This window comes from Vicingus serpentipes (assembly GCF_007993035.1).
In the GTDB taxonomy this organism is placed as follows: domain Bacteria; phylum Bacteroidota; class Bacteroidia; order Flavobacteriales_E; family Vicingaceae; genus Vicingus; species Vicingus serpentipes.
The window spans coordinates 277,576-299,414 of record NZ_VOOS01000003.1; the positions used below are offsets into that span (position 1 = coordinate 277,576).

The 21,839-nt window shown below is 30.1% G+C and carries 19 protein-coding genes and 1 other RNA gene; 11 read left to right on the forward strand and 9 right to left on the reverse strand.

From position 1 onward, the window contains the following. Positions 1-7: 7 nt before the first annotated feature. From FRY74_RS07655 to FRY74_RS07670, 4 genes are all read left to right on the forward strand, one after another. Positions 8-844 (forward strand): EI24 domain-containing protein, encoded by an 837-nt coding sequence (locus FRY74_RS07655; protein WP_147100194.1) that lies wholly within the window; start codon positions 8-10, stop codon positions 842-844. After that, positions 834-1,586: a menaquinone biosynthetic enzyme MqnA/MqnD family protein gene (locus FRY74_RS07660; RefSeq protein WP_147100195.1), complete on the forward strand. Its 753-nt coding sequence runs from the start codon at positions 834-836 to the stop codon at positions 1,584-1,586. Before FRY74_RS07655 ends, FRY74_RS07660 begins: the two co-directional genes overlap by 11 nt. Before the next feature lie 141 nt (positions 1,587-1,727). Then, positions 1,728-3,359, forward strand: coding sequence for a tetratricopeptide repeat protein (locus FRY74_RS07665; protein WP_147100197.1), 1,632 nt, complete (start codon positions 1,728-1,730; stop codon positions 3,357-3,359). Beyond that, a complete protein-coding gene (locus tag FRY74_RS07670) occupies positions 3,359-3,709 on the forward strand; it encodes a hypothetical protein (protein ID WP_147100199.1) in 351 nt (116 codons plus the stop codon). Before FRY74_RS07665 ends, FRY74_RS07670 begins: the two co-directional genes overlap by 1 nt. Here the strand turns inward: FRY74_RS07670 and FRY74_RS07675 are convergent. The 3 genes from FRY74_RS07675 to ribD are packed head-to-tail and all read right to left on the reverse strand — an operon-like array spanning position 3,706 to position 6,226. Continuing rightward, entirely contained in the window at positions 3,706-4,314 is a 609-nt protein-coding gene (locus FRY74_RS07675; protein WP_147100200.1) for a YigZ family protein, read from the reverse strand. The genes FRY74_RS07670 and FRY74_RS07675 overlap by 4 nt on opposite strands. After that, positions 4,315-5,181 carry an EamA/RhaT family transporter gene (locus FRY74_RS07680; RefSeq protein ID WP_147100202.1) on the reverse strand — a complete coding sequence of 289 codons (867 nt, stop codon included), beginning with the start codon at positions 5,179-5,181 and terminating at the stop codon, positions 4,315-4,317. Next, positions 5,174-6,226, reverse strand: coding sequence for a bifunctional diaminohydroxyphosphoribosylaminopyrimidine deaminase/5-amino-6-(5-phosphoribosylamino)uracil reductase RibD (gene ribD / locus FRY74_RS07685; RefSeq protein ID WP_147100204.1), 1,053 nt, complete (start codon positions 6,224-6,226; stop codon positions 5,174-5,176). Before ribD ends, FRY74_RS07680 begins: the two co-directional genes overlap by 8 nt. 68 nt (positions 6,227-6,294) lie before the next feature. Here ribD and FRY74_RS07690 point away from each other — a divergent pair, with 68 nt between their 5' ends. Next, the gene (locus tag FRY74_RS07690) at positions 6,295-7,383 is read left to right on the forward strand and encodes a M42 family metallopeptidase (protein ID WP_147100206.1); all 1,089 of its coding nucleotides are present in this window, start codon (positions 6,295-6,297) and stop codon (positions 7,381-7,383) included. A gap of 52 nt (positions 7,384-7,435) precedes the next feature. Here the strand turns inward: FRY74_RS07690 and FRY74_RS07695 are convergent, their stop codons facing one another. Next, the gene (locus FRY74_RS07695; protein ID WP_147100208.1) at positions 7,436-8,233 is read right to left on the reverse strand and encodes a DUF2797 domain-containing protein; all 798 of its coding nucleotides are present in this window, start codon (positions 8,231-8,233) and stop codon (positions 7,436-7,438) included. 79 nt (positions 8,234-8,312) lie between these two features. Here FRY74_RS07695 and FRY74_RS07700 point away from each other — a divergent pair, with 79 nt between their 5' ends. The 3 genes from FRY74_RS07700 to FRY74_RS07710 are packed head-to-tail and all read left to right on the forward strand — an operon-like array spanning position 8,313 to position 11,311. Further along, positions 8,313-9,821, forward strand: a complete 1,509-nt coding sequence (locus FRY74_RS07700) for a GH3 auxin-responsive promoter family protein (protein WP_147100210.1) — start codon at positions 8,313-8,315, stop codon at positions 9,819-9,821. A gap of 20 nt (positions 9,822-9,841) precedes the next feature. Further along, positions 9,842-10,633, forward strand: a complete 792-nt coding sequence (locus FRY74_RS07705) for a hypothetical protein (RefSeq protein WP_147100212.1) — start codon at positions 9,842-9,844, stop codon at positions 10,631-10,633. Positions 10,634-10,687: 54 nt separating this feature from the next. Then, entirely contained in the window at positions 10,688-11,311 is a 624-nt protein-coding gene (locus tag FRY74_RS07710) for a deoxynucleoside kinase (protein ID WP_147100214.1), read from the forward strand. A 355-nt stretch (positions 11,312-11,666) separates the two neighbouring features. On the opposite strand, the gene FRY74_RS07715 is transcribed toward FRY74_RS07710, so the two are convergent. The 3 genes from FRY74_RS07715 to FRY74_RS07725 form a co-directional block, all read right to left on the reverse strand. Then, a complete protein-coding gene (locus FRY74_RS07715; protein ID WP_147100216.1) occupies positions 11,667-12,515 on the reverse strand; it encodes a hypothetical protein in 849 nt (282 codons plus the stop codon). A 253-nt stretch (positions 12,516-12,768) separates the two neighbouring features. Beyond that, a complete protein-coding gene (locus tag FRY74_RS07720; protein ID WP_147100218.1) occupies positions 12,769-15,519 on the reverse strand; it encodes a sodium-translocating pyrophosphatase in 2,751 nt (916 codons plus the stop codon). Positions 15,520-15,683: 164 nt separating this feature from the next. Beyond that, on the reverse strand, positions 15,684-16,661 hold the full coding sequence (locus FRY74_RS07725) for a pyruvate dehydrogenase complex E1 component subunit beta (protein ID WP_147100220.1): 978 nt from the start codon (positions 16,659-16,661) through the stop codon (positions 15,684-15,686). A gap of 117 nt (positions 16,662-16,778) precedes the next feature. On the opposite strand from FRY74_RS07725, the gene FRY74_RS07730 reads away from it, so the two are divergent. Beyond that, positions 16,779-17,717 carry a GNAT family N-acetyltransferase gene (locus FRY74_RS07730; protein ID WP_147100221.1) on the forward strand — a complete coding sequence of 313 codons (939 nt, stop codon included), beginning with the start codon at positions 16,779-16,781 and terminating at the stop codon, positions 17,715-17,717. An 85-nt stretch (positions 17,718-17,802) separates the two neighbouring features. After that, positions 17,803-18,648, forward strand: a complete 846-nt coding sequence (locus tag FRY74_RS07735; RefSeq protein WP_170227980.1) for a polysaccharide deacetylase family protein — start codon at positions 17,803-17,805, stop codon at positions 18,646-18,648. On the opposite strand, the gene FRY74_RS07740 is transcribed toward FRY74_RS07735, so the two are convergent. Next, positions 18,638-19,849 carry an NAD(P)-dependent oxidoreductase gene (locus FRY74_RS07740; RefSeq protein ID WP_147100223.1) on the reverse strand — a complete coding sequence of 404 codons (1,212 nt, stop codon included), beginning with the start codon at positions 19,847-19,849 and terminating at the stop codon, positions 18,638-18,640. The genes FRY74_RS07735 and FRY74_RS07740 overlap by 11 nt on opposite strands. Positions 19,850-19,948: 99 nt before the next feature. Between FRY74_RS07740 and ssrA the strand changes: the two genes are divergently transcribed. Continuing rightward, positions 19,949-20,351: a transfer-messenger RNA gene (gene ssrA, locus FRY74_RS07745) on the forward strand. A 41-nt stretch (positions 20,352-20,392) separates the two neighbouring features. Here the strand turns inward: ssrA and FRY74_RS07750 are convergent. Next, positions 20,393-21,838: a TolC family protein gene (locus FRY74_RS07750; protein ID WP_170227981.1), complete on the reverse strand. Its 1,446-nt coding sequence runs from the start codon at positions 21,836-21,838 to the stop codon at positions 20,393-20,395. Position 21,839: the final 1 nt, after the last annotated feature.

Here is a 21,839-nt window from a genome sequence, read left to right on the forward strand (position 1 = left end):
AGTTGTTATGTTTAAAAATTTCGGAATAGGATTAAGTTCATATGGTAAAGCAATAGAATTATTGTTCTCTAAAGGCTTAATCTGGTATATGATTTTTCCAATTATACTAAATCTGTTGTTTTTAGTTTTGGGTTGGTTAGGTATTGGTTCATTAACTGATTTTGTAGGAAATTGGTTAGAAGATATTACTAAGATTGAAAAAGATTCTTTTTATGGAGCAGAATATTTAACGCCTATTTCTACTTATTTATCAGGAATAGCAAGTGGCTTTGTTTGGGTGTTAATGAAGTTTATTTTCTTCTTCGTATTTGCATATTTTGGAGGTTATATTGTTGTTATTTGCCTTTCACCTGTTTTTGCATTTTTATCTGAGAAAACAGAAGAAATTTTAACAGGAAATAAGTATAAATTTGATGGAGATCAAATGATGAGAGATGTTGTTCGTGGAGTTTTACTAGCATTAAGAAACTTATTTATCGAATTATTTTACATGATAATTATATTTATTTTAGGATTATTTATTCCTTTAATAGGAGGTATAATAGGTTCTTTTTTCTTATTCTTTATCAGCTCTTACTTTTATGGATTTTCATTTATTGATTATAATAATGAACGGCGAAGAATAAAATTAAAAGATAGTGTTCAATTTATGAGAGCTAATAAAGGAATGGCAATTGCAAATGGGATGGTTTTTTCAATTTTTTTATTAATTCCTTTTTGTGGAACGACCTTAGCCGGTTTTGTTGCGATTATTTCTGTTATTGCGGCAACAGTTTCAACTCATAAAATAGTAGATTTGTCAAATAATCCATACGCTCAAAACTACACACCCATTGAAGATTAAAATCTCATTAGTATCTTACTTAAATACGTTGCCGTTTTTATACGGAATTAATAAAACAGCTTTTAATAACGAAACTGAATTACAATCAGATATTCCTTCTGTTTGTGCACAAAAGTTAATAAATAAAGATGTAGATTTAGGCTTGGTTCCAGTAGCAACTTTACCTTACTTAAAGGATTATCATATCGTTTCAGACTATTGTATTGGAGCAAAAGGAAAAGTAAATTCAGTGTTATTGTTAAGCGATGTCCCACTTAATGAAATAGAAGAAGTGTATTTAGATTATCAATCTAGAACATCAATAAACCTAACAAAGGTTTTGGCTAAAAACTATTGGAATATTGCACCTAAATGGAAAAATTCTGAAGCAGGTTATGAAAATCACATATTAGGAAAAACAGCAGGTGTAATTATTGGCGATAGAACTTTTAATTTAAATAAAGAATACAAGTTCAAATACGATTTAGCTGAAGAGTGGTTTAACTTCACTCAATTACCATTTGCCTTTGCATGTTGGGTATCTAATAAAGAATTAGATAAAAGTTTTATTGAAGAATTTAATAATGCTTTATCTTTTGGAGTTAGTCATATTCCAGAATCAATTTCACTAGCAAATAATGATCAAGTTCATGAAAAAGATTTGCTTAAATATTTAACTGAGGATATTGATTACAATTTAGATAATGACAAAAGAAAGTCTATTCAATTATTCTTAGAATATTTAACAGAAATTACTGATTAATAGCTTTTTATTAAACTCTTTTTTCCTTTCAATATTAGTTTTTATATTTAGACCTTATTCGCTATTTTTGTTTCGTTTCATCAAAATGGCATAAAATATGCAATTAGATTAAACACTATTAAAATTGAAATTACAACCCTTATGAAAAATAAATTTACGCTACTACTTTCCCTAATCTTAAGCCTTAACTCATTTGTACTAAATGCCCAAGATAAAACAACCGGTAAAATTGGTTATAAAATGAAAATGAGCGAAGCTCGTCATGAATATTTGAATGGCAACATTAGAGGGGGGTTATTAATTTATAGAGAGTTGTTAAAAGAGTTTACCAACGATGCTATGGTAAATTATAGAATGGGGGAATGTTATCTTGATTTAAAAGAATGGAGTTTAGCTGTTGAGTATCTTCAAAATGCTAAAAATATTGATGAAAATGTTGTTCCTGAATTATATTATCAATTGGGTGTTGCCTATCATAGAAACAATCAGTTAGATAACGCTTCTGAGGCATTCAATACTTATTTACCAAAATCTAAGAAAAGGGATAGAGAAGTTTACGATGTAAATACTATGCTCACCCAAGTTGACTTTGCTAAAAAAATGATTAACTCACCAGTTAAAGTTGAAATAACCAACTTAGGGAAAAATATTAACTCAAGAGGAGGAGATTATTCTCCGTCAATTTCTGCAGATGGAAAAACGTTAATATTTACTTCTAGACGTTCTGATACTAAAGGTGGAGGGGTTGATAAAGCTGGTGATTATAAATATTTTGAAGATATTTATTTATCAGAATGGGACTCAGCTAAAGGTGATTGGGGAAAAGCACAGCCAATCGAAGGAAAGTTAAATACAGAAGGACACGATGCTAGTTTAAGTATTTCTCCAGATGGTTCTCAAATATTTATTTATCGCAATGATGGTAAAATATATATAGGGGATATTTTTGTTTCTAAAAAACGAACTTCTGGCTCTTGGGGTAACCCTAAAGATATGGAGAAGCCAATTAACTCTTCATATTTTGAAAGTTCAGCATCTTTATCTGCAGATGGTAACAAGTTATATTTTGTTAGTGAAAGAGAAGGAAATAAAAATGGAGCTCAAGGTAGAGGTGATATATATGTCGTTGAAAAAATTACTAAATCTACTTGGGGTGAACCTAAAAATTTAGGACCAATAATTAATACTCCTAAAGATGAAATTTCAGTATTTATTCATCCAGATGGTAAAACATTATTTTTTAGTTCAAAAGGTCATTTATCAATGGGAGGTTATGATATTTTTATGTCTAAATTACAAATGGACGGAACATGGTCTAAGCCAGAAAATTTAGGCTATCCAATTAACACTATTGATGATGATGTTCACTTTATATTAAGTACAGATGGTAGAATTGGCCACTATTCTACCGTAAGAACAGACGGGTTGGGTGAAAGAGACATTTATAAAATAGATTTATCAAACTATGATTTATTAAAAGGTGTTCAGGTTAACTTATCAATTTTAAAAGGAAGAATTTCATCGACAAATAAGGATGAATCAGTTCAAGGCGAAATTGAGTTTAAAAACGATAAAGGTGAAGTTGTAGCAAAAACAAATGCTGATGATGAGGGCAACTATTTCATAACCTTATCGGGTAATCAAAAATATTCACTTTTAATTAACGCTGAAGGGTTTGAATCAAAGACTAGTGAAGTATCTCTTCCTTTAGGTGAAACTACTACACATATTCAAGTAGAAAACTATCAAATGACACCTGTAGTTGGTCAATAATGCTAGAATTAAAGACCTTATTAGTAGATAAAGAAGAAGGTAAGTTTAAAATCTATTCTAAGTTTCTTGGATTTAAGCTTGGTGAGTGGAATAATTTTAAAGAAATTAATTACGTTGCTATTTCTAAAGTTCGCTTTGCAAGAACAGTTGTTTCCCCTAAATTAAACGGAAATCAAAAATGTACTTCTGATTTTACTGACTTTAAGTTTGTGGTTTTTATTTGTAAAGATTCAAGAATTAAACACCTAGTTTTTAAAGGGGAATATGAAGATGCAAAGGTTGTAACTAAAAAAGTAGCAGAATATTTAGGAGTGGAAGTAGTTGATTATACAAAAGATAAAGAGATTTAGATAGTTCTCAAAAACTCAATTTTCACATTTTCAATTTTTTCAAATTCAGTTATTACTTGCTCAGCTTCTTTTGTTCTTATATTAAATTCTATTGAGCAATTATTTTCAAAAACTTGGTTGGTAACGTTTAGGTTATGGAGTTTTATAAAGTTCATTACATCACTCATAGCCGCGTAATCGAATTTAATCGTATAGAAATGATTAACTGTTCTTTTTACAATTTTAGCATTATTAATGGCATCTCTTGCAGCTTCTTTATAAGCAGTTATTAATCCACCAACACCAAGTTTTGTTCCACCAAAATAGCGAATAACTATAATTGTAACATTTGTAATATTACTAGATAATAACTGTCCATAGATAGGTTTTCCTGCAGAGTTGTTTGGTTCACCGTCATCACTATAACGATATTCATTTTCAGTAAGTCCTAGTCTAAAAGCATAACAATGATGACGAGCATCATGATAGTCTTTTTTTAGTTGAGTAAGATGTTCTTTAAATTCTTCTTCATTATAAATAGGGTATGCAAAAGCAATGAATTTACTTCCTTTCTCTTTATAAACTCCTTCGCTTGGTTGTTTTATAGTAAAATAAGCATCAGTCATCTAAGCAAAAGTAATGATGAATATTGCTATGATAGCGATTCCTAATCCTAACCAATTATATAACGACAAATGCTCTTTAAAAAGTAATTTGCCAACTATAGCTGAAATAACAATAACTCCCATACTAACAACAGGAAAAACTTGAGAAGCTTCTAAGCCAGAACTTTCTAATGCATTAAAGAAAAATACTAGAGAAGCATAATTTGGAATTCCTAGAGCTATACCACCAATTACATTTTTAATAGACAGTTTTAGCTTTGATTTTATTGATTTGAAAAGAAGAATAACTAGACCAGAAAGTCCTGCCATCATAAACAAAACAATAAAAAATAGTGTTTTTTCATTGTCGTTAACAGCAGTTTGTTGAGCATGATTAAAAATAGAGTCAGCAACACCTTGTCCTACAAAAACAAGTATAATAAGCCACAAATATTTTTTATCAAAGTTTAATTTCTTGTTTTTTGTTGAAGACAAATAGATACTAATTGCAGCTAATCCAAAAGCGATTAGTTTCGATAAACTTATTTTTTCATTAGGATAAATTATTATGGCGACAGCAACAGGAATAAACAACGAAAGTTTATTGGCGACTGTAGTTATTGCAATGCCTACCTTTTGAGTTCCAGTTGCATAGAAATTAAAAACAATAATAAATAAAAATCCAATTGCTATAGCATGGTATATAAAGTCAGAATGTAAAACTTCGCTTACAACAATAGATTGTTTGGTGAATAATAAGGCACAAAATCCAGCCGTGATGTAATTAACAATTAACGCTTGTAAATTGTCAATTTTTAGTTTGTCAAAAAACTTAAAAATTATGATTAAGATGTTAAACGCTAGGATAGTAAGTACAATATCAATCATTATAATAAATGCTTAGTTTATCCGTACTTATTTTTTGCTCAGTTGTTACAATTTTATTAACTAGAGGGGCTTTCAATCCATTACCAAATTGTTTTTGTCCAATAAAAATTCTAGCTTCATCCCATAAATCATTATCAATAAAAGTTTGAAGTAGTTGTTTACCACCTTCAATAATAATAGACTGTATATTTTTATTATAGAGCTCGGTTAAAATTTGGTCTATAATATTATTAGTAGAATCAATTTTACAAAATTCAATATTTGGTTGATTCTCCTTTTCTAAAGTAGTAAAAAATAGAGTAGGAGTACTTTTGTCAAATATGTTTAAATTTTGTGGTAAACGATTATTTAAATCTAGAACGATGCGCAAAGGGTTTTTACCAGCCCATTCTCTAACATTTAGTTTAGGATTATCGTTTATCGCTGTATTTGTTGCAATCATTATAGCAGCCTCTTCACTTCTCCATTTATGAACTAACTTTTTACTTAGTGGAGTTGTAATCCAATTATCTATTTTGATATTATCAGGATAGTTGTTTGATCTTTCCACATCAATAAATCCATCTTTGGTTTCAGCCCATTTAAGAATTATATAGGGTCTTTTTTTATTGTGAAAAGTAAAAAATCGTTTGTTTAAAGCTAAACTTTCTAATTCTAATATACCAATCACCACTTCAATTCCAACCGATTTTAATTTTTCAATTCCTTTGCCAGAAACTTTACTAAAACTATCAACACAACCAATTACAACTTTTGGAATTTTGTATTCAACAATTAGGTTTGCACACGGAGGTGTTTTGCCATAATGTGCACAAGGTTCAAGATTAACATAAAGTGTACTATCTTTTAATAGTTCTTTATTTTTTACTGAATTAATTGCATTTACTTCGGCATGTGCTTCTCCATATTTTTGATGATAACCTTCGCCTATAATTTTATTTTTATAAACGATTACACAACCTACCATTGGATTCGGGGCAACATTTCCTAAACCTTTTTTTGCTAACTCTAGGCAGCGTAGCATGTAAATTTTATCGATATTCATCTTTACCAAAGGTACTTTTTTTAATAAAAAATACTAACTTCATCTTTCTAAAAAATAAAGACAAAAACATGGCAAAAAAATCAATATTAAACGCTAAATCATTAAAGTTTTTAGAGGCTTATATTAATAATCCTTCTCCTACTGGTTTTGAATCAGAGGGACAAAAAATGTGGTTAAATTATATTAAACCTTTTGTTGATGATCATATGGTTGATACTTATGGCTCTGTAGCAGCAATTATAAATCCTAAAGCAGAATATAAAGTTGTTATTGAAGCTCATGCAGACGAAATTTCTTGGTTTGTTCATTATATTACAGATCAAGGGTTTATTTACTTGAGAAGAAATGGTGGTTCAGATCATCAAATTGCACCTTCCAAAAGAGTAAACATCCATACGGATAAAGGAATTGTAAAAGCAGTATTTGGATGGCCAGCAATACATGTAAGAAAAGCAGCAGCTGAAGAAACTCCTAAATTGGATAATATATTTTTAGATTGTGGTTGCACTACAAAAGAAGAAGTTGAAGCTTTAGGTATTCATGTAGGATGTGTGATAACTTACGAAGATGAGTTTATGGTACTGAATGATAAATATTATGTGGGACGTGCTTTAGATAATAGAATTGGTGGTTTTATGATTGCAGAAGTTGCTCGTTTGTTGCATGAAAACAAAGTGAAATTGCCATTTGGATTATACATTACAAACTCTGTACAAGAAGAAGTAGGCTTAAGAGGAGCTGAAATGATGGTTCAAAATATAAAACCAAATGTTGCTATTGTTACGGATGTATGCCATGATACGCAAACGCCAATGATGAATAAAATTGAAAGTGGAGATAATGCAGCAGGTAAAGGACCTGTGTTAACTGTTGGACCAGCTGTTCAAAATAATTTATTAAAGTTAATTCAAACAACAGCTGACAAGAAAAAAATACCTTTTCAACGTGCAGCAGCTAGTAGAGCTACAGGAACAGATACTGATGCGTTTGCTTATGCAACTGGTGGGGTAGCTTCGGCTTTAATTTCTTTACCTTTAAAATATATGCATACAACTGTAGAAATGGTTCATAAAGAAGATGTAGAAAATGTAATTAAGTTGATTTACGAATCACTTCAGAACATTAAAAACAATCACGATTTTAGATATTTAAAATAGAAATAAAAAAGGAGCCATTTGGCTCCTTTTTTATTTCTATAATTATTATTAATCAAAATTCTAAGCTAACAACATATCCTTCATGTTTTCTAACATTTAAAACAATTCCGTTAGCAAACATTAAATACTGTCCTTTAATACCAGTAAGTTTTCCTGTATATTCTGGTACTTTATCAAAGCCAATACTTTTTAATTTTACAGGGTATTCTAGTACAGGGTAATTTAAAATAATGGGCTGGTCTTCTTTAGGAACATATTGTAAATACTCATCACCTAATAATTCCATTACTTTATGTTTTTCACTTATTAAATCCACATCAGGATAAACATTGGTTAACATTTGTCGCCAGTTGGTTTTGTCAGCCATATGCTCTTTTAAACTTACTTCTATCATTCCTGCCAAATAACGGTTTGGAGTTTCAGCTAACTTAATTGCTTTTACTGCTCCTTGGTCAATCCATCTTGTTGGAACTTGTGTTCCTCTTGTAATACCAACTTTAATTCCGCTTGTTAATGACAAATAAACCACATGAGGTTTTAATTGTACTGATTTTTCAAATTCTAAATCTCTATCCTCAATGCCTAAATGAGCTTTCGATAATTCTGGGTGAATTATCCAATCAGCAGCAGCAGGTGAGTTTTTAAAGCAAGTGTAGCAAAATCCTTGATTAAATGACTTTACTGTTTCTCTACCACATTCTTTACATAAAATTTGATGCTCATATTTTAGTGTAATTTCATTTCCAATTAGCTCATTCATGGAAACTAAATTATCGCCAATCGGTAAATTATAGCTAATTTCTTCCGTTAATTGAGCGTTCATTTTGCGTAAAGGACCAGTATATATCATTAAAGAGAAAGTTTATATTATTGAAGTTCGTAAAGTTACAAGTTTACTTTTAACTTTACTCTTTTAGTCTTTAACTCAAATGGAAATAATTAATTCAGTTTTTTCTTGGATTATCAAACAACGAATTCATCAAATGGAGTTGTTTATTAAATATCCGACTGAGGTTCAGAATGACTTATTGTTAGAATTAATTAAAACCGCAAAGAATACAGAATGGGGTAAAAAGTACGATTATAACAATATTAAAACTTATAATGACTTTAAAAATAATGTTCCATTACAAGATTATGAGACTTTAAAAACAGATGTTTTAAGAATAAAAGATGGTGAACAAAACATTTTGTGGCCTTCTGAAATAAAATGGTTTGCAAAGTCTTCAGGAACAGTTACAGGTAAAAGCAAATTTATTCCTGTAAGTAAAGAAGCATTAATTGATTGTCATTATAAAGGCGGAAAAGATTTATTATCTATTTATCATAATAATCATCCCGAATCAAAATTAATTTTAGGGAAAGTATTGGTAGTTGGAGGAAGTAGTCAAATAAATAAACTTAATAGTGGTTCTTATACGGGAGATTTATCTGCTATAATAATGAAAAATTTTCCGTTTTGGGTGGAGCAAAGAAGAGTGCCTAATATGGAGGTTGCTTTAATGGCCGAATGGGAAGAAAAAATAGAAAAAATGGCAATTTCTACAGCAAAAGAAGATGTTTCTAATATTTCAGGTGTACCCTCATGGACTTTGATTTTGATGCAAAAAATATTAGAAATTACTAAAGCGAATAATATTTCAGAAGTATGGCCAAATCTAGAAATGTATATGCATGGAGGTGTAAATTTTTTACCATATAAATCGCAGTTTAATAAATTACTTGGTGGTAATCATTTGAATTATTATGAAAATTACAATGCTTCTGAAGGTTTTTTTGGATTACAAGATCAATATAATAGTGACGAAATGTTATTAATGTTGGACTATGGTATTTTTTATGAGTTTATTCCAGTAGAAAATACAGAAGAAGAACAGCCAGATACACTTTCTTTAGAAGAGGTTAAACTCAATAAAAATTATGAAGTGGTTATTTCAACTAACTCTGGATTATGGAGATATAGAGTAGGTGATACAATAAAGTTTACATCTTTAAGTCCCTTCAGAATTCAGGTAACAGGTCGTACAAAACATTTTATTAATGCTTTTGGCGAAGAATTGATTATTGAAAATGCAGAAATGGCATTAGCAATGGCTTGTAAAAAAACAGAGAGTTCAATAAGAGATTTTACTGTTGCACCTATCTATATTGATGGGAAGAAGAATGGTAGGCATCAATGGCTAATTGAGTTTGAAAATGAACCAATTAATCTTGACTATTTTATTGAAATTTTAGATAATGGATTAAAGAGCTTAAATTCTGATTATGAAGCAAAGCGATATAAAAACTTAATTCTAACTATTCCTGAAGTAATTTCATTACCTGAAAATACATTTTATATTTGGATGAAAGAAAATAATAAGTTAGGTGGGCAACATAAAGTTCCTCGTTTATCAAACAATAGAAATATAGTTGACCAAATCCTAAAAATGGTATAATTTTAGTAAGAATTATGAATATGATAAAATCACTTCTTTTTACTTTTTCGCTTTTATTTTTATCGTTGGCTGGTTTTAATCAGATTTTAACTAAATCATTGGATGGGAATCAGTTCACAACTGACCAGTTTGGAAATTTTTATGATATTTCTAGTCGGGAAGTAAAAAAATACAATAAAAAAGGGGAATTATTATTTACATACAGTAATAACATTTTAGGTGAAATCTCTAGTGTAGATGTTATCAACCCATTAAAAGTATTGATTTATTTTAGAGACTTTACTAAAATATTAACATTAGATGACGCTATGTCTGTAAGAGGTGATGTGCTGAATTTAAATGATTTAAATTTAGAAGAAACATCTTTAGTTTGTAGATCTTATAATAATGGAGTTTGGTTTTATAATCCGATTAAATATCAATTAACGCGAATTGAAAATAGACAAGTTATAAACGTTTCGAGTAACCTTTCAAACTTGTTAGGTGAAAACATACAACCTAACTATTTACTCGAATTTAATGAAAAAGTATATTTAAGTGATATAAAATCTGGCATATTAGTTTTCGATATTTATGGTACTTACTTGAAGACAATACCTATATATAATGTAAAAGCTTTCCAGGTAAAACAGAAATACATTTTATATGTAAATGCCAATCAACAAATAGAAATATATAATCTTTTTACTCTTGAAAAAAGTATATATCAGGCTGAGAAATATGATGATGTAAAATCAGTAAGAATTGAAGGCTCTAATATTTATATATTATCTAAAAAAAATCAATTAATTATTGATAAAATTGAGCTTTAGGCCTTAATCATTGTAATTTTTTGTATTTTTAATTCCTTAATAAAAATCAAAAATATGCTTGTAGCTGTTGCCGGAAATATAGGCTCTGGAAAAACCACATTAACCACTTTATTAGCAAAACATTATAATTGGGAAACTCATTTTGAAGATGTTGATGAAAATCCATATTTGAATGATTTTTATAACGACATGCAACGTTGGTCATTTAACCTTCAGGTTTATTATATGACAAGTAGAATTAGTAAAATTCAAGAAATTAATGCAAGTGGTAAAGCAACTATTCAAGATAGAACATTGTACGAAGATGCTTATATTTTTGCACCTAACCTTCACTCAATGGGTTTAATGACAACAAGGGATTTTGAGACTTACTTTTCTTTATTTAAGTTGCAAGAAACTTTTATTCAACCCCCAGATTTATTAATTTACTTAAGAGCTTCTGTCCCTACACTAGTTAATCAAATACAAAAGAGAGGAAGAGATTATGAAGAAAGTATTCGTTTAGACTATTTAAAGCGTTTAAATGAACGTTATGAAGCTTGGATATCTACTTATGACCAAGGTAAAATTTTAATCGTTGATGTAGATAATAATAACTTTTCAGAAAAGGCTGAAGATCTAGGTAAAATAATTAATGGTATTGATGCCGAACTTCACGGTTTGTTTGAAAGTAAATAATTAATAACACTCTTATTATATTTAAAGCATCTCATTGAGATGCTTTTTTTGTACTCTAATATCCCTTTATGATTTTTAAATAACATTCTTATTATGTTTCATGATTGTAATTCTCATCATTTAGGACTTGACTTTTTCATGAATTCAAAACCATTTTAATTTTAGTTAGATTATTATTGAAGTAAAAATCTTTAATGATAGATAGGTTTATTAAGAATTTAAGTGATTATTTTTTTCTTTTTATTTTCAGAAGACTGTTGTAATTATCTATTCAAATGAATCTATTTATATAATTTAAAGCAAAAAAAATCCCGACCATTGGTCGGGATTTTTAATATATCTTATACTCTACTTCTTAGAAGTGGAAGTTTAAAGAAATGTTAGCTCCTGATAAACCAGTATCAATTCCGAAAGAACTTGATTTTCCAGTTTTAGCAGTATTTGTAACAATGTGGTTAGGGTTAGTAGCAACTTCACCTGGGTTAAGACCCCATGACTCAGAAGTAACTTCACCTTCACCTGTAGAAGACATTGCAAGACCCCAAGTATATTCAGCACCTAAAGATACTTTTGGAGCGAAGAACCATTCAACACCAATGAAACCAGCAATTCCTAATTGGAAAGTTGAACCAGCTTTAGTTTCTAAAGTTCTACCATTAACTAATCCAGGGTTAGCAGCGAAAGCTGAATCACTGTATGCTAAACCATAAGTGTTAGTAGTTTTTCCACCACCAAAACCGATGTTCATCATAGCTCCGTATACACCTTGAATTCTAGTGTTTCCTCTTCTTTTCTCAAGACCGAAACCTAAAGTTACATTGTTTCCAGATACTTTTACTTCATCAGTAAATTCTTGATCTTCAACATCACTTGGGTTAACAAAGTAGTTGTTAACTGTTCCAACTGTAGAGCTAGAAAAACCAATTCTTAACATTGCTCTGTAAGCAGTGTTTTCATCTTTAAAGTATTTACCAGTAATTGCGTTTGAACCATTAGTCCAAGCTGCATTTAAAGTACCAGCTCCGTTAGTACCAGCATTTGCCATGTTACCAACGTAGTTTAATAATGGTTGAGCATCAACGCTAATAGACCAATCACCAGCTTCTGGTAAATAAGCTTCACCTTTTTTAGATGTTAAACCATCTTGAGCGAAAGTTGTCGAAGCAGCTACGATAGCAGCAACAAATAATAATCTTTTTTTCATTTTTAATTGTTTTAGTTAAACTTTTTTAATTTTTGTTTTAATTTTTAGTTTGGACAAACTTACAACATTTTTTTTAATGTATGCAAGTTTTTTTTAAAATTATTAACAATTGTTAATAGTTATCAACAACATGTTTATAACTCTAAGCCCTTTGTTTTTACTGTGTCAAATGTATATTATTCTTTAATATTGCATTTTATTGAATTAAAAAATAACACTTTTTTAACATAAGTACAATCAATATATTTCTTGATTATAGCTCAGTATTAATGTTTAATTCTATTTCGTCATAAATAAATTTACCAGCAATCTTTCCAACAATAGATTTAGAGCCATATTCAATTCCATAATCTGTTCTATCAATAGCAAAAGTAGTTTCTATATGAATTGCCCCCTCTTTTTGCTCAACATAAACTGGGAACTCTATTCCATTAGTTACTCCTTTTATTGTTAATTCTGCAGTTACTTTGTACCAACCATCACTTTCTTCATCTTTAACTGAATTTATAATCTTTATTGTTGCGGTAGGGTGAGCTTCAACTGCAAAGAAGTCATCATCTTTTAAGTGTCCTATTAAATTATCATTGTCTTCTCCAGGTTCGATATCTGTACAAATCATTTTTGTCATATCTACAGTCACACTTCCTGAAAGTGCATTTTCTTCTAATTTAACAGTAGATTCAGAAATTGCAATTGTTCCCTCATGCATTCCTCCAACTTTTCTCCCTGTCCATTTTACAACTTTTTCATTTTTAATAACTGTAGGAGTATCTATAGTTTCAATTACTTCTTCAATAACAACTTCAGCTTCTTCTGCATGAGCATCATTTGTATGACCGCCTAATATAGGAGCTATAACTAATCCAATTAAACAAGTTAATTTGATTAAAATGTTCATTGAAGGTCCAGAAGTATCTTTAAAAGGATCACCAACAGTATCTCCAGTTACAGCAGCTTTATGAGCATCTGAACCTTTGTAAGTCATTTCACCATTAATTTCAACACCTGCTTCAAATGATTTTTTAGCATTATCCCATGCGCCACCAGCGTTGTTTTGAAAAATAGCCCAAAGAACACCACTAACAGTAACACCAGCCATATAACCACCTAACATTTCAGCAACTAATAAGTTGTTATCAGGATAAACAATCATTCCAATAATTACAATTGCAATAGGGAAACCAATTGTTAAGATACCTGGCAACATCATTTGTTTTAAAGATGCTTTAGTCGAAATATCAACACATTTCCCGTATTCAGGTTTACCAGTTCCTTCCATAATACCTGGAATTTCTCTAAACTGACGTCTAACTTCTTCAACCATTTCCATTGCAGCTTTACCAACTGCATTCATTGCTAATGCTGAGAATACAACAGGAATCATACCTCCAACAAATAACATTGCTAATACAGGTGCTTTAAAAATATTAATTCCATCAATTCCAGTAAATGTAACATAAGCAGCAAATAATGCTAAAGAAGTTAATGCTGCAGAAGCAATAGCAAAACCTTTACCAGTTGCAGCAGTTGTATTTCCAACTGAATCTAAAATATCTGTTCTTTCTCTAACGATTGGTTCTTGTTCACTCATTTCAGCAATACCTCCAGCGTTATCTGCTATTGGTCCAAAAGCATCAATTGCTAATTGCATAGCTGTAGTAGCCATCATTGCAGAGGCAGCTAAAGCAACACCATAAAATCCAGCAAAAGCATAAGAAGACCATATTGCAGCTGCAAATAGCAAAACAGAAGAGAATGTAGATATCATACCAGTTGCTAAACCAGCAATAATGTTTGTTCCTGCTCCAGTAGATGATTGTTGAACTATTTTTAAGATAGGTTTTTTACCTAAACCAGTATAGTATTCAGTAAATGAAGAAATACCAGCTCCAACAACTAATCCAACTAATGTTGCATAAAATACTCTTAAAGAAGATATTTCTCTAGTTCCTTCACCAAAGAAATTCATTTGCATTGTTTCAGGTAACATCCAAGTTACTAAACCAAAACAAGCACCTGCAACTAAAATAATAGAAGTCCAGTTACCAATATTTAATGCTTTTTGTACTTCAGCTTCTTTTGCATCGTTAGATGAAATTTTAACTAATAATGTACCAATTATTGAAATAATAATACCAATACCAGCAATTGCCATAGGCAACAAGATAGGACCAATTCCGCCAAAAGCATCTTGAATTGCACCACCCATATCTTGTATAACATAGTTTCCTAAAACCATAGCTGCTAATACTGTTGCAACATAAGAACCAAATAAGTCAGCTCCCATACCAGCAACATCACCAACGTTGTCACCAACGTTATCTGCAATTGTAGCAGGATTACGAGGGTCATCTTCAGGAATACCTGCTTCAACTTTACCTACTAAATCAGCACCAACATCGGCAGCTTTAGTATAAATACCACCACCAACTCTTGCAAATAAAGCAATTGATTCAGCACCTAATGAGAATCCAGCTAATGTTTCAAGAACAACAGTCATGTCAGCCGTATTTGTCCAAACACCACCCATATATAAGTTAAAGAACAAAATAAAGAATGCAGTTAAACCTAAAACAGCTAATCCAGCAACGCCTAATCCCATTACAGTACCACCACCAAAAGACACCTTTAAAGCGTTTGGTAAGCTAGTTTTTGCTGCTTGAGTAGTTCTTACGTTAGTTTGTGTTGCTATTTTCATTCCCATGTTTCCTGCTAATGCAGAAAAAATAGCTCCAATAATAAAAGCAACAATAATTAAATATTCAGTAGTAGGAACAACAAAAGCTACTCCAGCTAATACAATACTAGCACCAACTACAAACATTGCAAGTAATTTATATTCAGCTTTTAAGAATGCTAATGCACCTTCATAAATATGATCGGCAATTTCTTTCATTTTACCATCACCAGCATCTTGCTTCATTACCCAACCTTTCTTTACCATCATGTAAAGAAGGCCTAATATTGCCATTGCTATTGGCATATAAATCATCATTGATTCCATAACTTTTATTTAGTTTATTATTTAAATATAATTTTTTAAGGACGGCAAAAGTATAAAAATTAATGTATAAAGAATAGTGAATACTAATTAATTTGGTTTTAGACGACTAAAACCAAATATTCATCTAAACTTATTATACTTTCTTTTAGAGAAGAAAATATTTATTATTTATACATTACTTGCTTTACAGCTTTCATTATTTTATCTACGTTTGGTAAGTAAGCTTCTATTAAAGGTACTGAGAAACTCATTGGCACATCCGCACCAGTAACTCTAACTATAGGAGCATCAAGATAATCGAAAGCTTCTTTTTGAACTTTGAATGTTAATTCAGAAGAAAATGAACCTAAAGGCCATGATTCTTCAACAAATACCATACGATTTGTTTTCTTAACAGATTTTATTACTGTATCATAATCAATAGGTCTTAAAGTTCTTAAATCTATTGTTTCAGCTTTAATCCCTTCTTTTTCTAACTCAATTGCAGCTTGGTTTACTAATTTCATCATTTTACCGAAGCTAACAATTGTAACATCAGTACCTTCTTTAGTTACATCAGCTAATCCAATTGGAATAATGTATTCTCCTTCAGGAACAGGTCCTTTATCTCCGTACATTTGTTCCGACTCCATAAAGATTACTGGATCATTATCTCTGATTGCAGCTTTTAATAAGCCTTTAGCATCATATGGATTAGATGGTTGTATTACTTTTAATCCAGGGCAGTTTGCGTACCAATTCGAAAAATCTTGTGAGTGAGTAGCTCCTAATTGACCTGCAGCACCAGTACCACCTCTAAATACAACTGGTATATTAAGTTGACCACCAGACATGTTGTACATTTTAGCGGCATTATTAATTATTTGATCAATAGCTACTAAAGAGAAATTCCAAGTCATAAATTCTACAATAGGTCTTAATCCATTCATTGAAGCTCCAATTGCAATACCTGTAAATCCATTTTCTGCAATAGGAGTATCAATAACTCTCTTTGCACCAAATTCGTCAAGCATACCTTTACTTACTTTATAAGCACCATTATATTCAGCTACTTCTTCACCTAACAATATAATGTTTTCATCTTTGCGCATTTCTTCGCACATTGCTTCATTTAAAGCTTCTCTAAATTGAATTTCTCTCATAGTTCTATTATTAAATAGTCAATCAAAATATTTAGTATAACTATTGGATGCCAAAATTATAAAATAAATGTAGTTTTTTAATGTTTTTAATTATTAAAGCTATTTTTGAATTATATAATGTTAAGCAATAAAGAAAAATACAAGAAGTTTTGTGAGATAAACAATGATGTTCCTTTGTTTATGACTTATAATTGGTACAACTTTTTGTTTAATGATGTTGATTGGAATGTTGTATTGATTGAGAAAGGAGAAGAACTCGTTGGGTTTTTACCATATATATTATCAAAAAAGAAAACTTTTAATGTGATAAATCAGCCTTTACTTACACCTTACCAGGGTGTTTGGTTGAATTATCCAAAAGATCAGAAATATGCTAATAAGTTAGGCTTTGAAAAAGAAGTTATAACTGACTTAATAAAACAATTACCGAAGACTGATTTATTTCAACAAAAATTTAGTCCACAATTTACAAATTGGCTGCCCTTTTATTGGAAAGGATTTGAACAAACTACTAGGTATACCTATATTATAAATGATTTATCTAGTTTGTCAGATGTTTTTTCAAATTTTAAGGAAAACATTAGACGCGAAATTAGAAAGGCTGAAAAAAAGCTTACTATTTCAACTATTACTGATGTAGAGTTATTATATCAAATGAAGAATGAAATATATACTGCTAATAAATCTACCTACCCAATTTCGTTAGATTTATTAACAATGGTATATGAGTTTTGTAAAGTAAATAACTCTGGAGAAATTCTAACAGCAAAAGATGAAGAAGATAATATTCATTCGATTCTTTTTTATGTGTGGGATAATTCTTCTGCCTATTATTTACAAGGAGTAACTGCCGATAAATTTAAAACCACTGGTTCTATGAGCTTATTACTTTGGGAAGCTATAAGTCGTTCCGCTTCAAAATCCAAAACTTTTAATTTTGAAGGAAGTATGATAGAGTCAATAGAGCGTTATTTTAGAGCTTTTGGAGGAGTACAAACTCCTTATTTTGAAATAAAGAAAACAAGTTCTAAATTTTTAAAATTGTTGAATTATTAAAACTTTTTTTCAAAATATAGCTTTTAGAGGAGCTAAATATTTTAGTCAACGACAGTTAATTAGCTTGACTAGGCAAAAACTTATTTTGCCTTTTTATCATATTGTTTCTGATGAAACACCTGTTCATATTAAAAATTTATATGAAGCTAGAACTATAGTTGAATTCAAAGAAGATTTAGATTTTTTACTTGATAACTATAAACCTATTTCTTTAAATCAGTTAATTGAAATACATAAGACTAAAAACAAGCCAGCTGAAAATTATTTTCATTTAACATTTGATGATGGTTTAAAGGAGTTGTCAAGCATAGTAGCACCTATTTTAAAAGAGAAAAACATCCCTGCAACTTTTTTTATAAATACACACTTCTTAGACAATCAAAACCTTTTTTATCGATTTAAGGAAAGTATTTTAGCTGAAAAATATGCAGCAAAAGGATTGTTAGATTTTAGTGCTGAAAATGAGAGGGAAATAGATGAGTTGGCAATTCTATTGGGTGAAAATTTTGAAGAATATTTAAAAAACAATCAGCCTTATTTAACATCAGAGGATGTTAAAAGTTTAATTGAAGATGGATTTACAATTGGTGCACATAGTAAAAATCATCCTAAATATTTTGATATTTCTATAGATGAGCAAGTAGCTCAAACAATAGAAAGTGTAGATTTTTTAGTTCAAAAATTTAACTTAGAATATAAGGTGTTTTCGTTTCCATTTACTGATGACGGAATAGGGGTAGAGTTTTTTAAAAAAATTGAAGGGAAATTAGATTTAACTTTTGGTACTGCAGGTTTAAAAAATGATGTTATACCAAATAATCTTCAGCGTATACCAATGGAAGAAAACAAAAAAGGTATTGAAATAATTAAATCGCAATACCTTTATTATCTTTTAAAGATGTTTGTTGGAAAGAATACTGTTAAGCGGTAATTTCTCCATTTACATAATCTCTTAAGTATTCATATTTTGGCATTAGATTGCCATTTTTACAAATGGTTGCTCTTTCAATTAGTTGTTCTTTATCATCAATTAAATGAGGTAATATTTTATCAATAAATTCTCTTCCAAAATCTGCAGAAGCATCTCTAGGAAGTTCACAAGGCAAATTGTCAACTGCCATTACGGTAATTGCATTTTCATTGTCGAAATTAGTTTCTTTCTCATTATTTGCATCATAGCCATATAATGGATTGGCAATTGTAGATGGACGAATAGTACATGCAACAGCAGTATCTATATCGCAGCTTACATCACCAACAACTTTAATTTTAAATTCAGAGTTTTTAGCATCTTCTCTATTAAAAATATAAGGTGCTTTATTGTCCCAAAAATGACCAGAAATGTACATGTCGGCAATTTTTGCAAATTTCATAAAGTCTCTTTCAAACTTTTCTGGGGTTTTATAAACATCTGATCTTTTGAAAGAAGAATCATCTTTCATTTTGTAATAATCATCAACTAAAAGTTGAGCATAAACAGGTTCGCTGTATGTATTGTTTAGTATTTCTTGAGCAGAAACTTTTTTAATATTTATTTTATTAAGTATTTCAATAATTCCAGTTGCAACTCTACCACCACCAGTTATTACAATCTTATAATCGTTTGGCAGGTTAATTTTAGGTATTTCAGCTTCCATCTCAGCTCTGTCAACACATTGGTAAGCTCTTTTTAAATCAAATTTTCCTGTTCGTTTACCATAAGCATAAAATGAGTTGTAACAACCAACAATTCCTGCATACTTTCCAAAACCTATTAGTCTATTTCCTTTGGCATTAGTTAGGGTTTCATAATCTACCATAGTAATGTTTTTGTTTAACATTTCTAATAATAAATCTCTGTTGTAGGATTGTTTTTTTATAGTATGAGAAAAATAGAAGTAGGTTTTATTTGGTATTAAGTCTTTTTTAGGAACCTCTTTAACTCCAAGTATTATATCACAGTCATCAACGTTATCAACTAATTCTATTCCTTGTTCAATATATTCTTGTTCTGTAATTCTTCTTACATCACTTTTTTGAACAACCAAATTTACATTTGGGTATTTGTCTATAATCTCTTTACATTGAATTGGAGATAATGGAACTCTCTCATCTGGTGGTATTTTACCTTCTTTTAATACTCCTATTTTCATGCTTAAATTTTATTTAAACTCAAAAATATGAAAATGGATGAAATTTGCCCTATAAATAGGTTGATAAGTTGTAACTTTGCATAGTTCTTTGAATATTTTGGGGTCGTTTTTGGTTTTGACTGCAAGATGAAGTGGTAAGCAAGCATGTCGAGCGTTGTGAATTTGCTCGTAAATCTCGGTTCTCAAATCGCTAACTGGCGAAAATAACTATGCAATGGCTGCATAATCACGACTAAGTCGGATTATCTTAATACTTACTCTTAGAGGGTAAGCACCATTAATCTCTCAACAGTTCTGTTCATTAATTGTTGTACTCGAGGTTTCAAAATTTTGAACTAGCTAAGTAAAATGCTTCGATTTACTGGCGAAACACAAGAAGCTTAAGCTTATGGTTGGATGCTTTTAACCTGCAATAAGCCTAACAATTAATTAAAAGCTAAGCATGTAGAAACCTTATTAGTTCCTTGTTTGGACGAGGGTTCGAATCCCTCCGACTCCACAAATAAAAAAGCCAATCTAATGATTGGCTTTTTTATTTTGTAATTATCCTCCAATAATGGTTTTTGTTTCAAAATCATAATGGGTTACTTTTCTAATGTTATAATACGATTGCCAAAAAGATCGATATGCATTAATATAACTTATTAATGCTCTGTCTTTTTCTTGTTGTGCTATTTGTAAATCGGTTACTAAAATTTTACCTATTAAATAACGTTGTTTTGTAACATAAAATCTTTTTTCTGCCACTTCTTGTGCCTTTTTGCTTACTTCTAATTGTTTTCTATTTAGATTGAATTCAGCTACTTTAACAAAAATATCTTGGTTGAAATCAATTTTTTGTTGTTCTACATTAGAGCGAACTAATTCAGCATTAGATTGAGCTTGCCTAATGTAGCCTTTACCTAATCCCCACTGAATAATAGGAACTCTAATGCCTAAAGAAACATATTGTTGATCTTTAGGGGAAGTATAAACATCTTTTAAATTTGCCGCTGTTTGTGTTAAACCAAAAGAAGCAGTTAAATTAAGGTTAAATCTATTTTCGCTTTTCACTTTAGCTACATTCATTTCAGCTTCAAAGATTTGTCGATCTTGCTGAATTAAATTTGAGTTATATTCGTTTGCATAGTTTAAAGCTTCTTCATAAACCACTTTAAAGTCAGGAATAATACTATCTAAAGTTAATTCAAATTTTTCTTGAGAGCTATACCCTAAAAATGTTGCTAATTTCTGACGACTCAATTCAAAATTTAATTTTTCTTGTTCGTAAGCCATTTCTGCATTCAATAAAGATAGTTCAAGCTGTAATAATTCATTTTCGGCAATTTTTCCGTACCTATATCTTCCTTTACCTATCAAGTAAATGGTATCGTTATTTAAATAGTTGTTTTCAGCATTTTTCATGCTTAATTGTGCTTGTAATAAATCAAAATACTTATTTACTGCTAACATTGATAAATCTTCTATCTCTTCAGTTTTAAAAAGTTCAGCTTCTGTAAAATATAATGGTTCAATTTTTTTATCCCATTTAAATCTATTAAAACCAAACAGCGATTGAGTATACCCAAATTCAACAGGTCGGCTTAGGTAAGTTATTGTACTTGATTCACCAGTAAGTAAAATATTATCTAATCCAGTTCGAACAAAAATACTACCACCAGTTGCCGGAATAATTTGATTAAGGCTAAGATTAGAGCTATTTGAAATTAAATTTCTGTTAACAAATAGAGCTGAACCATCAGGTTGAGTAACACTAGATATTGTTCTTGAAAACTCAGGAATAGTTCCATCAAAAACTAGTGAGGGTAAAAATTGACGTTTGTATGAAAAGTTTCGCCAATATGAATTTTGAAATTTATTTTCAATTTGTTTACTTCTAATACTTTGTTGTTTTGCTAAGTTAATTACATCGTTTAACGAAAGATTTTGTTGAGCTTGAGTAAAGAAACTCAACAAAAAGCAAATAAATAATAAGTTATATTTTTTCATT

What these genes read in the sequence shown, in the direction of transcription:
- FRY74_RS07725 (WP_147100220.1), bottom strand. Translation starts at nt 16,661, where the DNA reads ATGAGAGAAATTCAATTTAGAGAAGCTTTAAATGAAGCAATGTGCGAA.
- FRY74_RS07740 (WP_147100223.1), bottom strand. Translation starts at nt 19,849, where the DNA reads ATGAAAATAGGAGTATTAAAAGAAGGTAAAATACCACCAGATGAGAGA.
- ribD (WP_147100204.1), bottom strand. Translation starts at nt 6,226, where the DNA reads ATGAATATCGATAAAATTTACATGCTACGCTGCCTAGAGTTAGCAAAA.
- FRY74_RS07710 (WP_147100214.1), top strand. Translation starts at nt 10,688, where the DNA reads ATGCTTGTAGCTGTTGCCGGAAATATAGGCTCTGGAAAAACCACATTA.
- FRY74_RS07695 (WP_147100208.1), bottom strand. Translation starts at nt 8,233, where the DNA reads ATGATATATACTGGTCCTTTACGCAAAATGAACGCTCAATTAACGGAA.
- FRY74_RS07715 (WP_147100216.1), bottom strand. Translation starts at nt 12,515, where the DNA reads ATGAAAAAAAGATTATTATTTGTTGCTGCTATCGTAGCTGCTTCGACA.
- FRY74_RS07670 (WP_147100199.1), top strand. Translation starts at nt 3,359, where the DNA reads ATGCTAGAATTAAAGACCTTATTAGTAGATAAAGAAGAAGGTAAGTTT.
- FRY74_RS07675 (WP_147100200.1), bottom strand. Translation starts at nt 4,314, where the DNA reads ATGACTGATGCTTATTTTACTATAAAACAACCAAGCGAAGGAGTTTAT.
- FRY74_RS07750 (WP_170227981.1), bottom strand. Translation starts at nt 21,838, where the DNA reads ATGAAAAAATATAACTTATTATTTATTTGCTTTTTGTTGAGTTTCTTT.
- FRY74_RS07655 (WP_147100194.1), top strand. Translation starts at nt 8, where the DNA reads ATGTTTAAAAATTTCGGAATAGGATTAAGTTCATATGGTAAAGCAATA.
- FRY74_RS07720 (WP_147100218.1), bottom strand. Translation starts at nt 15,519, where the DNA reads ATGGAATCAATGATGATTTATATGCCAATAGCAATGGCAATATTAGGC.
- FRY74_RS07705 (WP_147100212.1), top strand. Translation starts at nt 9,842, where the DNA reads ATGATAAAATCACTTCTTTTTACTTTTTCGCTTTTATTTTTATCGTTG.
- FRY74_RS07690 (WP_147100206.1), top strand. Translation starts at nt 6,295, where the DNA reads ATGGCAAAAAAATCAATATTAAACGCTAAATCATTAAAGTTTTTAGAG.
- FRY74_RS07730 (WP_147100221.1), top strand. Translation starts at nt 16,779, where the DNA reads ATGTTAAGCAATAAAGAAAAATACAAGAAGTTTTGTGAGATAAACAAT.
- FRY74_RS07700 (WP_147100210.1), top strand. Translation starts at nt 8,313, where the DNA reads ATGGAAATAATTAATTCAGTTTTTTCTTGGATTATCAAACAACGAATT.
- FRY74_RS07680 (WP_147100202.1), bottom strand. Translation starts at nt 5,181, where the DNA reads ATGATTGATATTGTACTTACTATCCTAGCGTTTAACATCTTAATCATA.
- FRY74_RS07665 (WP_147100197.1), top strand. Translation starts at nt 1,728, where the DNA reads ATGAAAAATAAATTTACGCTACTACTTTCCCTAATCTTAAGCCTTAAC.